Here is a 13,224-nt window from a genome sequence, read left to right as displayed (position 1 = left end):
GCGCTTGCCGCGCTGCTGCTCGCGTTGTGGATGGTCGACAACACCGTCAACGCCATGTTCAACCCCATCTACCTGCTCATGGCCGGCGGTCTCGCGGGCATGACTCCTATTGTGTTCGTGCGCGCCCAGCGCGCGGTTCGCATCCCAAAGCCCGCGCCTCGCGTACCCGTGCGCAAAAAGGTCAGGGAAGTGGCCGCGGAAGGGTGATGTTAAACTGACAGCGATTAGTTTCATGTGCAATGAAGTAAGGAGGCGCTTCAATTCAAAAAACTGAGTACTCCAATTGTGCATTCCCGAGTTTATTCGAAAGTTACAAACAGACGCGCGAGCACAAGTCTATCTTTGACTATCATCATTGAGTGTTGCCAAACTACTTGCCACATCTGCGATTTCAATGCGTCCCCTCCCGCGAATTGAGCGACTGTTATTTCTATTGTTGCGGAAGTTGGAGTTCAAAAATATCTATGACATACTCTTGGGAACTAGAATCGCTGATCTTCAATGCATACTCGCCGTTCTTTTCCAAGATCTTGAAAGCTTCCTGAGGAGGACAGTCCGAAGAGAGTCGTGCAATAGGCAGTTTTGCCCCGACTTTGAATACGTCAATTTTGAGTGTATTTGCCGGACTACCGCCGCGAGAATACCAGTCTATACGCCAAAGTCTTGATTTTACAGTAAAAGGATATCGATCAATATCCTGAGTTCCGTGAATTCTATAAATTTGTTTAGCCTCGATACTAGGTAGAAAGTCTTGAGTGGCAACAAGATCCAGTAGATTCAGTCGACTAATTTTGTCTGACAGCATACGTTCATCATCTGCGGCAATCGTTGCTGCCGTCCCCTCTTCATTTATGGATCGACGCTGCTGAGCGATTATCTTGTATCGTTCTTCCTGTAATTGCCGTACGTCTTCCTGATGTGCGCGCCTCCTTGCGTTATATGTCTCTGAGACTGTCGCTGCCGCACCATTGACCCTGTCAAGATCCATCATCGCTTTGAACATATACTCATTCATCAAAGTTGCCGATATCTCCGCAGAATGCTCTTGACCTGTCGCAGCCTCCGCAATGGCGTCTTTTGCATGGCTTCCAGCTAGTTGCGAATTCCACCTAAGTTCGGGATCGCTGTAGATGACGGACTTTGAAAAATCTTCGGATAGATTCTCCCTTGTAATTGCTAACTGTTTTCCTGCAATCCGCCCAGAGTTATCTTCCAGAGATTGAGTCGCAGACTGAGTGTTCGCATTTTTTTGAGCAAGAAGTTCAGAGTAACCTCGCCTAGAGCCGGAATATAGGCGCGAGTAGTAGCGTCGAATAGACGCTCGATACGTATCGGGCAAGGACTTCCATTTTTCAACTTCGGCCTCGAATTGCGCGATATCGAAGAGTTTATTGAATTCTTTGTATTCTTGAAGAGCCTTATGGGAGTCCTCGACTGTCTGCTTAGGAGAATTCTGCTCAATAATCACCTTCATGGAGTTTTTGTCGGAGCTTTTTCCCGGACCGATGGCTTTCAAGTACTCGGGCGCTGGTTCAAATTGTGAATCAATGCCGCAAAGGCCCTGTGAGAGTAGCTCTGTATTAAGTAACTCTCCGGAAGGGAGACTAAGTTCAACGTAGGACAGACCCTCTATTGTCATTACTGACTTGACCGTTACCTCGACGTCATTAGTTTGTTCTAGGATGAAGTTCTTTGACTTCTCTTGGGCTTGTTTGTCCAGGTCGTCACAACATACTCCGTATAGCGCGACGAGATACTCGCCGCCCGAAGTAATTAACTTGACAGCATCTCCCCCGTGGACAGACGCGACGCGTCCCTTAAACTGGATGGCGGGAACCTGCAAAGAAGGAACGCTCAAAGATGTGACTAGACAAACAGATAACAGAGTTGCTGATATGTGCATCATGAATCTGCCCCCTGCACTATATAGAATGCCTTTCCAGTGTTTATAGCACAACTAGAGGTGACGTGTAAACTGGGGGGCTATATCTCCAGTTAATCAATGCTATTGAGTTGGCCTCCCATCGGTGCTTCCGGGTCGTGACTCTAGGCTGTATCTCAGTACTAAGATGGACCTAGAAATCATGGCGATAACTACATCAGGGACAACTGCCAAGGAGGGATTGAGCACTAGGCTTGGAGCCCGATAGGAATCATCGGTAGAGTAGGGCATGGATTATTGAGGAAAGGCGTTCGGAACTGAGCGCTTACTCCGAGAACCTGAACGAATAGAGCTTTCCTCGGACAAGACGTATGTAAAGTCGGACGGGGGAGCCTGCGAGTTTGGAGACATCGGTGCTGCCGTTCCAGTAGACGGCTTGGTCGAGGTAGTTGCCGCCGATTTCTTCGCATTGGGCGAGTTCGAAACCGGGAATCGGTTTGCCGTCTGCGTCGCGCAGTTCGACGAAGGCGGTGCCCATCGCGCCGGTATCGATGTTGAGCCGGAGCGAACTGCCGGCGAACACGATAGGCGGAGTCTCCAGCCAGCCGCCGTCGGGACCGGCGTCGGCGGAGAAGAATCCGTCGACGCGTTGCCGCACGGCGCCGATGCCGCCGAGGTCTTTCACGCCGGCGTATTCCTGGCGCACGACGGTGCTGTCGTGGGTCATGCCGCTGGACACGTAGTATTGATAGAGGTAGTTGCCGTGGCGGGAAACGCCTGGGGCCATGACGGCGTACCAACGATCCCATTCGTCGGCAAGTCCGGTCGGGTAATACGGTTCGCGGCTTGGGCGCAGCCACTCAATGCCGTCGCGACTAACGGCGATCTGCGTCTCCAATAGTCCAAAATCTTCCCACTGCCCTTCGACACGCGGCCGGACAAAGGGTTGGCGATTCGGGGCGAAGTGCCGGAAGTTTGCCGTGAACATCAAGTAGACATCCTGCGCGTATGGGTAAAGGGTCGCTGCGCTGTAATACATGTCCGAAAAGGGGTCGTCGTGTTCGTCGGCCTGCAACACGACGGGCGCGTTCTCCGGCGCATTGAACGGATGGGGCAGCGGTACATCCGTGTACGGCCACGGCTTGAGCGGGTCATCGGTTTCAATGCGCGCGATGCGGCGCTGGTTCTCGGAGCCAATCGCGAGGGCGCGCGTATAGATCACGTACTTGCCGATACGCGCGTCCCACCAGACGACGGCTGGGTTGTCCGTGTAGCGCGGGTATATGCGGACGCCTTCGGAAAAGGTGAGGCCGTCGGCAGAGTAGCTGGCGTAAACGCCGTCGGTGTCCTTGTTCGACGGGTTGGAGAGCTGGATGTTGAAGAGTTTGTAGCGTCGCGACGTATCGCTCTCGTGCGGGTCCAGAAAAACCGTCGCGAGAACCCTTCCCTGCGAACCAATGCTTCCAACATGTTTGAACTGCAACCCGTCCTCGCTCTCGTACACGTCGAGTCCGTCCGAGCCGGTATAGAGTCGCGTCTTGCCGTCGATATCGTAAACGCGGCTGACGTGGGCGCGAATGTAGTTGCCGCTTTCGTCGCGGATACGCCCGAGTTTTTGCGCTTGGTTCATGCGTAATTCGATGCCCTCGCCGTTGGCAATGAACCGGCGGTCGATGAAGAGTTGCGCGCGGTTGCCAACGTCAACGGGCTCCAGCGCAAGCGCGCACGCCGCAGATGCGAGAAACGCTATCAAAACCAGACGAAGCATCGTGAAAACCTCTGCTTTTCGCTTCGGACACGAGATAACTCAGCGCGCACATAGTATCGTGTTCCGGGCGTGAAACTCTTCCAACTGGGTAGAGAATGCACGCGCACGTATAAACCCTGATCGAACATGCCGCATCCTATTGCCGCAGGGGCGCGTTGCTGGATTGAGTGATGCAGCGTATATCGACGTTGCCGGTGGTTGTGCGCGGCGTGCTGTATCGATAGGATAGCGTCGTTTGATTGCCGTATCGCGACGCAGGAGGGTTGTCCATGATCGTGAATGTCACTAGACGACGCTTTGTGCGTACTTATTGGGCTTCATTTGCGACTGTGGCCCTTTGCGTAGCGGCACAAGCGCAGATCATTGCGCTGGACCGCCCGGCACAAGGTCAATTCATAGTCGACCGGGCCGGGCTGGTGTTGCCCGGCGACGCGGAACATATCCAGTCGGTGTGCCAGCGGCTGCTGACCGAAAAGGGCGTGCCCGTCATTGTCGTGACGATCAATTCAATGCGTGACCACGGTGCGCCGGACCTGCGTATCGAGACGTTTGCCACGCTGCTGTTCGATCAGTGGGGTATCGGAAGCCAGGAGCGCAACCTTGGCGTATTGCTCGTGGTCTCGAAGAACGACCGCGTTTCGCGTATCGCGCTCGGAGCCGATTGGGAGCGGAAGGCCGATCAGGACGCGCAACGCATTATGAACACGAATATCATTCCGGAGTTCAAGGCGGGGCGTTTCTCCGACGGCATACGCGCGGGCGTGGACGCGCTTGAGTCGCTCGTGCGGCGGCGCGATGCCCAGCAATCCGCAACTGCCGTGACGCAGCCACAAACGACGATGCCCGACAGCGCGCCCGCGCAGCCGATCGATCCGCAACACCAACCCGTGCACCGGGCTCAACATCCACCGATGACAACCCATTCGAATTCGTTTCCCGTCAATTCATACCCTCGGACGACATACTCCTCTTCCGGCAATTCATCTGTGGGTATGTTCGGTATCGCCATTGCCATTGCGGTAGTGTTCGCCATTGTGCGCGCCATAACGGGAATTGGCGGCTCCGGCCGGTGGACCGGCGGCTACTATGGTCGAGGCGGAGGCGGGTTTACAACGGGTTTCCTTCTCGGGTCGAATCTTGGACATCACCACCACGGCGGGGGAATGTTTGGCGGCGGCGGTTTTGGAGGCGGCGGCGGAATAGGAGGAGGGGGCCATCGCGGGGGCGGTTCGTTTGGCGGCGGTTCGTCGCGAGGCGGCGGCGCAACGGGAAGTTGGTAGGGGGATATGTTTGCCATGCAACGCGCTTCGAGATTCTTTACGGACGATCAGCGCAAGGCTATTGAACAAGCAGTAGCTGAAGCCGAATCCAAGACCAGCGCGGAGATTGTTCCGGCACTTACGACGGCTTCGGGCCGATACGATCGCGCTGAAGACATAATCGGATTGTGCTTCGGCGTGATTGCCCTTGCCATCGCGTGGTTGTCGCTTCGCAACGCGCCGGCGGAGACGGATTGGGGGATTGCGTGGGGACGCTACGAACTTCCCGCCTTGATCGCCGCGTTGGCTCTCGGATGGTTCCTGGGCGTCGTTGTGGCGATGCGCATCGCGTGGCTTCGAAGACTTTTCACACCGCGCGGACAAATGCGCGCCGAGGTCAATCTCGGCGCACGGCAAATGTTCTTTGACTGGCGTGTTCATCGCACCGCAACGGGGGCGGGAGTGCTCGTGTACATTTCGTTGTACGAACGCATGACAGTCGTCCTCGCAGACGAAACGGCGTTGGGCGCGCTGGGCCAGCAACGTATCGACCAGTTGTGCGCGGAACTTACGCCAATACTGCGTTCTTCAGAACCGGCCGCCGGCCTGTGCCGGTTTCTGAACCAGCTTGGCGACGAACTCGGCGCGAAGCTGCCGCGAGCAGCAAACGATGCTAATGAGCTGCCGAACGGGCTCGTACTTATTGACTAAGATGCGGGAAAGTGCTCCGCTGTCCGGGAAGCCATACCTCAGTAATTGACGCTATATTCGTTGTTCTTTCTCAAGAATAGCAGCCAATTCCCGCAACAGCGCAGCGCCGTCGCCCCGATAGGCGCTTCCGTGCTGGCAAGCGAGTGTCTTAGGGTTCAGCGACGCGAGCCGCTCCAGAATCGATGTTGTGTTGGTGGCATGGGCGTAGTAATCCAGGGGCTTGCGCAAGGCTTCGCTCGCCGAGAGGATCTCCGATTCGGTGACGGGAGGTGTATCCGCGCCGCCTTGGGTAAACAAGTCGCCGCAGAGCAACGTACCGCTCGTCTTGTCGAATAGGATGCCGCAATCCCATCCATGAGGGACGTGAGGGGTATAAATCCACTGCCATGTCTTCTTTCCCGTGGAGAACTCTTCGCCGTCACCCAAAGCACGGGCGGGGCGAACCGCAAAATCGGTGAGAGACGTCATGACGCTGATGTAGCTCGCAAAAGGCACCGCTTCTGGCGCTACGCCAAGAAACTCGTTCACCGCACCCGACTCGTCGCCCTCGAAGTGCGAGTAGCCCACGTGCCGGATGCTGTGCAAAGGAATAACCTTCGAGATAGCCTCGGATACGAAAGGAAACCACCTGCGCCATCCTGCATGAAACACCATCGGTTCATCATCGACGATCAGGTACTGGCTCAGATTGAAACCGCCAGGGATGCCCTCCGTCCGCAAAGGCGTGTTGATACGGTAAATCCCGTCTGCTACTTCGTCGATACACGTGCCGGTATGTGCATTGGTTTGCATGGGAATCCTCCTCGATGAGATGGGAGTGGCACCAGGTGAACTTGCAATGCTCACTGTAGCACAACCTCATAGGATTTCCATACGGGATTGGTCAAACCGCGCACACGGGCATGTTCGTCGCACCCAACAAGAGTAGGTGCTAATGGGAGTCGCGAAAGCCGGATCTTCAGCGCTGAATGCGACGAATTGGCGATTGCTCACATACAACAGGCAGGAACATGCGCTTGCATCTGATGAATTCTGGCCGTATGCTTTTGGAATTCAAAACCGCATCATCTTCGCGCAATTTCGCGCGGAAGGAGGGAGAATCTCATGGCGAAGACGAAGGGGGTATATCGGTTCACGTTCGGACCCTGGAACATCGATGAAGGGGCTGACCCATTCGGACCGACTGTACGTACGCCGATTCCGTTCAAAAAGAAAGTCGAGTTTGCCAAGCAGTACGGCTTCAAGGGCATGCAGTTTCATGACGATGATGTCGTTCCCGATCTCGATGGCAAGTCAGCTTCGGAAATTGCGAAAGAAGCGAAGAAGGTCAAGCGCATGCTGGACGATGCCGGTCTCGTGGCCGAGTTCGTCGCGCCGCGTTTGTGGTTTGCGCCGGAGACGATTGACGGGGGATACACCAACAACTCGGCGAAGTGCCGCACCTATGCGATTGAACGTACCAAGAAGGCCATCGACATCATGAATCTCGTCGAAGCCGACGCGGGCATGGTGCTGTGGCTGGCGCGCGAAGGAACGTACATTCGCGAAAGCAAGAACTCGCGCGTGCAAGTGCTTCAGATTCGCGATGCCATCAACGAATTCCTCGCCTACGATCCCAAGTTGCGCATCATGATCGAGCCGAAGCCGAATGAACCGGTGGACAGCGCAATCATTTCGACCATTGGGCATGCGGTTGGCCTGAGCTACATGACAAGCGATCCGAAGCGCGTCGGCGTGTTGGTGGAATCGGCGCACTCGATTCTTGCGGGTCTCGATCCGGCCGACGACATGGCGTATGCGCTCGCGCACGACAAGTTGTGGAGCGTTCATCTGAACGACCAGAGCGGTCTGAAATTCGACCAGGACAAGTCGTTCGGTTCGTACAACCTGCGCCGCGCATTCAATCAGATTCGCGTGTTGGAAGAATACGGCTACGGGCGCAATGGCGAATGGGTCGGGCTCGATGTAAAGACCATGCGCACGCAGAAGCAGGCCGTTTCATCGAAGCACCTGAAGAACAGCAAGGACACATTCCTGTTCCTGCTCGAGAAAGTCGTTACCTTCGACACAAAACTCGAAGCACAACTGATCAAGGAACGCGACTACGAAGAACTCGACCGTTATATCCTTTGCCACCTCATGGGTAAGCGTTACTAACCGCTTGGATTGACGGACGTTTTCCCCTGTATTCTAGTGCAGGCTTCCGGTGAACCCGGGAGCCTGCACTCCGTTTTCGGGCACGTGTGAAGGCTGCAAAATACTGGGAGACACGATTCATGCCTATTGTCGATTTCGGCCTCAAGGATCGAATTGCCGTTGTGACCGGAGCAAGTCGTGGAATTGGAGAAGCCATCGCGCGCGGCTTCGCGGAACAGGGCGCGACTGTTGTGTTGTGTTCGCGTAAGCAAGAAGGACTCGATGCCGTGGCCGAGTCGATCCGGAAGGACGGAGGAACGGCTATTCCCATCGCGTGTCATACCGGGCAGACTGCCTCAATTGAAGCGCTGTACGCGCGGATACGAGCGGAATTCGGGCGGGTCGATATCCTCGTGAACAATGCGGCCACAAATCCCTATTTCGGTCCCGCTATCGACATCAGCGAAAGCCAGTTCGACAAGACGTTTGAAGTGAACGTCAAGGGATACTTCCTGATGGCGCAACATGCCGCGCGACTGATGGTGGAACAAGGAAAGGGGTCTATCATCAATATCGCGTCCATCGCGGGAATCTCGCCGCCGCCGATGCAGGGCATCTACGGCGTGACGAAGTCCGCGGTCATCGCAATGACCAAGATGTTCGCCAAGGAACTGTCCGGGGCGGGCGTGCGCTGCAACGCGATCGCGCCGGGACTGGTCGAAACGAAATTTGCGTCCATGCTCATCGAGTCGCCGGAGATGTACGAGTACTTCACCAATCGGACTCCCATGGGCCGCCATGCGCAACCCAACGAAATTGTCGGCGCGGCAATCTACCTTGCGTCGGATGCAGCCTCGTACACGAGTGGCGCGGTGATCACATGCGACGGCGGGTACAGCGCGTAGGGCGCGTCGTTCATTCTTCGGTCAGATCCCCGGCAGGCAATTCCTGGGCCGTGCGCCGAATTGTGAGAATTAGCGCTTGCTTGGGGCCCACTCGATAGATAATGCGGTGATGTCCGTAGAGTAGCTCACGGAACTCATCGAGGTTAAGTTCGGGGAGCTTCTTGCCAGAGTGCGGGAACCTCCGAAGGATAGAGGCTCTTTTGAATAATCCCTGTACCCATTTTCGAGCGGCAGTTGGATTGTCAATGGCAATGAAAGCCGCTTCGTCGCCTGCGCGCAAGATGGCCCGTTCTGACCATACTAGTTTCACTTGGCAAGCCTGGCTAGAACGCTCTTCCTGGCTTCGGAATGGGACCTGATATGTCCGGTGCGCTCTTCTTCAAGCGCTGCCTGGATGTCCTTGAGAACGGATAGTTCTTCCATCAAGTCTTCGTATGCCGAAACATCGAGAAGGACTGCTGCGCCACGGCCATGTTGTGTCAGCAGCAAGGGTCTGCCTGTACTGCGAAGTCGCTTCATCAGGGTGGCCGAATTCGCGCGGAATTCAGACAGAGGACGGACGTCCTCTTCGAGGTTTACACGAGGCATAGATTGTCCTCCTTTGGTACGTTTAATTGTACCAGAAACGGACCGATCAATGGACATCTCGCGCCTGATAGTATATCTCAGCATGCGAAACTCGGGAGTCAGGGCTTGGACTATGAACATTCTCAAGACCGCGATCTTCACGCTAACAGTCCCGGGTGCGGTGGTAGTCTACGTGCCGTGGCTACTCTTGCCGCCGGACGCGAAGGTGTGGCCTCCATCGAGTGGACCGCTAGCGTGCGTGGCGCTAATGCCCATGCTCTTCGGCGCACTCATTCTTCTTTGGTGCGCGACAGATTTTGTGCGTGTAGGCAAAGGAACGCCTGCACCGATCGATCCGCCGAAGGAGCTGGTCGTCCGGGGGTTGTATCGCTACAGTCGTAACCCGATGTACGTGGGTGCGGTGAGCGCGCTTCTGGGTGAGGCGCTGCTATTCCAGTCATGGACCTTGTTTGTCTACGCTGCGGTCTGCGCAGTAATCATGCACACATTCGTCGTCTTATACGAGGAGCCCACGCTCCGCAAGAAGTTTGGCCCTGCCTATGAAGCCTATCTGGTACACGTGCCGCGCTGGTTGGGCAAGGTGAAGTCGCGCAGTTCCGAAGTCTAGGGAAGACTTCATCTGACAAATGATACGTACAATCCCTTCAGAACGGATAAAAATCGTGCTTTTGTCCCAAAGGCTTGAAGACCCCTTGCGTCCATGACGGACCGTTGATCTTGCCTGTGTACGCGGTGCCTTCTTTGAGCCCAAGACTCTGAAGCATGTCTGCGCGTTCTTTGATCGTGCATTCGCCTTCTCCCTGTGGGGTACTCCATCGAGGGATGAGATAGAGCACAAACAGTTGAGCAATCTCTCCGGCGGGGACCTTCCTGTCCCCCAAATCCAGCAATATTCTGCTTGCCTCGAATTCGAGGCGGTCGTCTACGAGTTTGTATGTGACGTCTTCCGTGAAGTTGACATCGCGGACGTAGCCACTTTGAGTTACCTGCTCCGCCGCCGGTATCCACCTATCGCTCCAGACACGGTCATTTGCGGCGATCTTCTTATGTAAACGCTCCTCCTTGGCCGACCACTCGTAGGTGATTTCCTTGTGCCAGAACAGTCCAGCTCCCAATTGTTCGCGCGCCAAATACCCCTCCCGCAAAGATTCGGTCAAACGCTCACCTTCTAGTCGCAGCACGATGTTTGCCTGAGCAATGAATGCGCCGCTGCCGACAAGAAAAGTCCTCCACGTAATCCAAAGCCATTTGTCTTCTTCAAGCCAGACTATCTTGAGCGTTTCCTCATTGAGTCCATCATTGTCAAACCCTTTGGTTTGCTCGTCATTTGCGCGGCGCGGCCCCAACTCTACACGAAATGGCGTGTCCTTGAACGCGAGCACGTAGTCCCATTCGGTTGAGTCGCTCTTGGTGACGACGTTTTCGCGGATGAGTTCGTACTGCGATATGTCGAGAGCAAGAGCCGAATACGAAGAGGCAATTAGACAGAGCGCAATAAGCTTGGGCATAGAGTTCTCCTGATCGCTAATTAGGAAGAGGTCGCGGAGGACCTTGAAGCTGCAATCGCTGCGGCGGCCTCCGTGATGACATCTTGTTGGCTCTTGCCACGTACGGAGACTAAGGAAGTGGGTGCGCCCATGCCGTAGCCATGGAGCGGGTTGTGCCAAAGGATTCCGCCGGTTAAGGGGTCTAGGCAGTAGATATATCCGTTGGTGGACACGATGAGCCGGTCGCCGTCGAGCAGCATGGTCACGTATCCGGACTTCATGTCGTTGTTCGCCCAGACAATTTCGCCGGTATCGCGATGCAATGCCAGTGCGTATCCGTTCAAACCCACAAACACGAGATCGTCGATATTCATGGTCACGCTCCCCGGTTGAGACTGAGTGGAAGCATAGTATAACAGGTAGATGAAACGGATTCAGGGGAGTTGGTCATACGTATAGAATTGCAGGCCACGCTCGTGTGTGTCTTTGAGTACACCCTCCAACGCTTCGCGAGAAATATGGTTCTTTGCGTCTCCGCCGATACTGTGAGCGTAGAGCACGAGGACCTCGTTGCGCTTCTTCGCGCGCTTGAGTGCTTCGCGGATTTCGTCGGGCAGGCCTTGTTTATCGGCTTCTCCCGCGTGGTCTATGCCGCGACCGTTGAGACAACCGCGCTTTTCCACGTCGCCGATGGGAGTGAACAATGCATCACATTCCGCGAGGCGCTGCCCTTCTCTCAGGCTCGATCCCGTGCGTAGATGGCGGAAGACGCGTATCAATGCCGCGTCAGTGGCATCATTGCTTTGGCTGTTCGGATACGCGAACGCAGTGGGGCGAAACCCCGAGCCAACCATGAGGTTTACGGCGGGTATGATTTCGTCGACGAGGTACTGTTCCGCCGAGTGATCGCGGACATAGTCAACGGCCTTGCGGTGGCGAAGTCCGTGACAACCGATGGCGTGGCCAGCCTCTTGAAGGCGGCGCAAGCCCGCAACTTGATCTTCCGTCAGCTTATCGAACTGAGTGACAAAGAACGTGGCGTGGGCGCCGTACTTCTCGAAGAGAGGCATCGCGGAGACCCATTCGGCGACGTGCGCATCGTCAAAGGTCAGCACGACGCCCGCTTTCTTAATCGGCGCGGCAGACGCGGCATTGACAACTTTCTTGATCGGAAGTGACATAAACACGATCTTCTCTTTGTACTTTGTCATGCCCGCTTCAAATAGACACCCAACGCGCCTGCGGTCAACTATCGCCAGGCTTGAATAGCCCGCTGGTCCCGCGTGCAGGACGACTCCCTCGGACCACTGATTGCCATTGTCCAGACTTGCGCGAACGGTCAGCCTTTCCCGCTTAACGCTCGCGGCGTTTGAGAACAGCAAGCAAGGTTTTCCCTTGTACTTCGCGGCGACGAGACTGCCTTGGCAGACCGGATCGATGAGGGCGGGGTCCAGAACCGGGTCACTCCACGTGACGCCGCCATCGCGGCTCCACGAAACGGCTCGCCGCTTGGGCTCATTCTTGTTTCGCAGGTTGATGCACAGGACACCCGGCTCGACTTCGGCGACGGTACACTCGTTGGCATTGGGGACCCTATCGGGGATAAGGCCGCCAGGATGCCACGTGGCTCCGTGGTCGTCGCTGATGATGCACGCGGAACGATAGACCTTGTCGATGGTCTCGTTTAACCAAATGGGCAACACCATGCGGCCGCTCCCCAATTGTATTCCGTTGACCGGTCCGGTGCCGATGCGCGTCCATGGAAACGGAAAGGACCGTAATGACTCGGTGATTTCCCGAGGCGCGCTCCACGTAGCGCCGTCATCCGCGCTCTGCGTGACGAATGCCCGTTCGTTGTTGCGCGTGAATGCCAGCCAAATGATTCCTGTCGATTCGTCGACGACGGGGCACGGATTGCCGATGGTGATCTCCGCATCGCCGCCTTCCTCGTGAATCAATTGCGTTTCCTGCCAGGATTTTCCCCTGTTGAAGCTACGCTTGAGCAGTAGGTCGATGTCCCCCCTGTCGGATGCGCTGTTCTTGCGTCCCTCGCAGAAGGCGAGGAGAGTTCCCGACTTTGAAGCAATCAACACCGGGATACGGTACGTGTGGTAGCCGCCCTGCCCAGCGATGAAGACGTCGACAGGCGATGGCTCTGGCCCCAAATTCCGTGCCTGACACCACGCTGCCGGAACGAAACCAATCCAGAAGACAGCAAGAATCGTTCTGAATGTACGCTTTACCACTTTCAATCCCCTAAGACCGATTCAGACTCCCCAAATGCGAGGCGCGTTCGACGCAGGCGGACTCCGTCCGTTTGACTGTCGGCACCTTCCTCGCGTAGACTACCACAAACTGGCAGCGGGCCCGCTTGGGCTCGCTTTTGTGTCTTTCTCGCCACGTGAACGGGTAGCTCAGTCGGTAGAGCATCGGACTTTTAATCCGGTGGCCGCGGGTTCGAATCCCGCCCCGTTCACCATTTCTTTTT

The 13,224-nt window shown here is 55.9% G+C and carries 14 protein-coding genes and 1 tRNA gene; 7 read left to right on the top strand and 8 right to left on the bottom strand.

What is annotated here, in order from left to right; genetic code table 11:
• On the top strand, nucleotides 1–207 hold a 207-nt coding region (locus K1Y02_20265), incomplete at its 5' end, for a hypothetical protein (protein ID MBX7258707.1).
• Between the two features lie 223 nt (nucleotides 208–430).
• Here K1Y02_20265 and K1Y02_20260 read toward each other — a convergent pair.
• On the bottom strand, nucleotides 431–1,906 hold the full coding sequence (locus K1Y02_20260) for a hypothetical protein (protein ID MBX7258706.1): 1,476 nt from the start codon (nucleotides 1,904–1,906) through the stop codon (nucleotides 431–433).
• Nucleotides 1,907–2,207: 301 nt separating this feature from the next.
• Nucleotides 2,208–3,635 carry a hypothetical protein gene (locus tag K1Y02_20255; GenBank protein MBX7258705.1) on the bottom strand — a complete coding sequence of 476 codons (1,428 nt, stop codon included), beginning with the start codon at nucleotides 3,633–3,635 and terminating at the stop codon, nucleotides 2,208–2,210.
• 284 nt (nucleotides 3,636–3,919) lie between these two features.
• Here K1Y02_20255 and K1Y02_20250 point away from each other — a divergent pair, with 284 nt between their 5' ends.
• Together K1Y02_20250 and K1Y02_20245 are read left to right on the top strand one after the other, a co-directional pair.
• On the top strand, nucleotides 3,920–4,930 hold the full coding sequence (locus tag K1Y02_20250; protein ID MBX7258704.1) for a TPM domain-containing protein: 1,011 nt from the start codon (nucleotides 3,920–3,922) through the stop codon (nucleotides 4,928–4,930).
• A 15-nt stretch (nucleotides 4,931–4,945) separates the two neighbouring features.
• A complete protein-coding gene (locus K1Y02_20245; GenBank protein MBX7258703.1) occupies nucleotides 4,946–5,620 on the top strand; it encodes a hypothetical protein in 675 nt (224 codons plus the stop codon).
• Nucleotides 5,621–5,671: 51 nt separating this feature from the next.
• Here K1Y02_20245 and K1Y02_20240 read toward each other — a convergent pair whose 3' ends face one another.
• Complete coding sequence (locus tag K1Y02_20240) at nucleotides 5,672–6,412, bottom strand: MBL fold metallo-hydrolase (GenBank protein MBX7258702.1); 741 nt, start codon at nucleotides 6,410–6,412, stop codon at nucleotides 5,672–5,674.
• A gap of 312 nt (nucleotides 6,413–6,724) precedes the next feature.
• Here K1Y02_20240 and K1Y02_20235 point away from each other — a divergent pair, with 312 nt between their 5' ends.
• Together K1Y02_20235 and K1Y02_20230 are read left to right on the top strand one after the other, a co-directional pair.
• The gene (locus K1Y02_20235) at nucleotides 6,725–7,777 is read left to right on the top strand and encodes a TIM barrel protein (protein ID MBX7258701.1); all 1,053 of its coding nucleotides are present in this window, start codon (nucleotides 6,725–6,727) and stop codon (nucleotides 7,775–7,777) included.
• Nucleotides 7,778–7,896: 119 nt separating this feature from the next.
• Nucleotides 7,897–8,661, top strand: coding sequence for a glucose 1-dehydrogenase (locus K1Y02_20230; protein ID MBX7258700.1), 765 nt, complete (start codon nucleotides 7,897–7,899; stop codon nucleotides 8,659–8,661).
• A 10-nt stretch (nucleotides 8,662–8,671) separates the two neighbouring features.
• Here K1Y02_20230 and K1Y02_20225 read toward each other — a convergent pair whose 3' ends face one another.
• Both K1Y02_20225 and K1Y02_20220 read right to left on the bottom strand, forming a co-directional pair.
• The gene (locus K1Y02_20225) at nucleotides 8,672–8,971 is read right to left on the bottom strand and encodes a type II toxin-antitoxin system RelE/ParE family toxin (GenBank protein ID MBX7258699.1); all 300 of its coding nucleotides are present in this window, start codon (nucleotides 8,969–8,971) and stop codon (nucleotides 8,672–8,674) included.
• Nucleotides 8,968–9,249: a type II toxin-antitoxin system Phd/YefM family antitoxin gene (locus K1Y02_20220; protein ID MBX7258698.1), complete on the bottom strand. Its 282-nt coding sequence runs from the start codon at nucleotides 9,247–9,249 to the stop codon at nucleotides 8,968–8,970. Before K1Y02_20220 ends, K1Y02_20225 begins: the two co-directional genes overlap by 4 nt.
• A 112-nt stretch (nucleotides 9,250–9,361) precedes the next feature.
• Here K1Y02_20220 and K1Y02_20215 point away from each other — a divergent pair, with 112 nt between their 5' ends.
• Nucleotides 9,362–9,856, top strand: a complete 495-nt coding sequence (locus K1Y02_20215) for an isoprenylcysteine carboxylmethyltransferase family protein (protein ID MBX7258697.1) — start codon at nucleotides 9,362–9,364, stop codon at nucleotides 9,854–9,856.
• A 37-nt stretch (nucleotides 9,857–9,893) separates the two neighbouring features.
• Here the strand turns inward: K1Y02_20215 and K1Y02_20210 are convergent, their stop codons facing one another.
• From K1Y02_20210 to K1Y02_20200, 3 genes are read right to left on the bottom strand one after another with little or no spacing between them, the layout of a single operon-like run.
• Nucleotides 9,894–10,757, bottom strand: a complete 864-nt coding sequence (locus tag K1Y02_20210) for a hypothetical protein (GenBank protein MBX7258696.1) — start codon at nucleotides 10,755–10,757, stop codon at nucleotides 9,894–9,896.
• Between the two features lie 20 nt (nucleotides 10,758–10,777).
• Complete coding sequence (locus tag K1Y02_20205; protein MBX7258695.1) at nucleotides 10,778–11,110, bottom strand: PQQ-binding-like beta-propeller repeat protein; 333 nt, start codon at nucleotides 11,108–11,110, stop codon at nucleotides 10,778–10,780.
• A gap of 60 nt (nucleotides 11,111–11,170) precedes the next feature.
• Nucleotides 11,171–12,982 carry an exo-alpha-sialidase gene (locus K1Y02_20200; protein MBX7258694.1) on the bottom strand — a complete coding sequence of 604 codons (1,812 nt, stop codon included), beginning with the start codon at nucleotides 12,980–12,982 and terminating at the stop codon, nucleotides 11,171–11,173.
• A 157-nt stretch (nucleotides 12,983–13,139) separates the two neighbouring features.
• On the opposite strand from K1Y02_20200, the gene K1Y02_20195 reads away from it, so the two are divergent.
• Nucleotides 13,140–13,215 (top strand) — tRNA-Lys (locus tag K1Y02_20195).
• Nucleotides 13,216–13,224 lie beyond the last annotated feature (9 nt).

Source organism: Candidatus Hydrogenedentota bacterium (genome assembly GCA_019695095.1).
Lineage (GTDB): Bacteria > Hydrogenedentota > Hydrogenedentia > Hydrogenedentales > SLHB01 > JAIBAQ01.
Note: the sequence above shows the minus strand (reverse complement) of the source record. Positions and strands in the feature narration are given on the sequence as shown.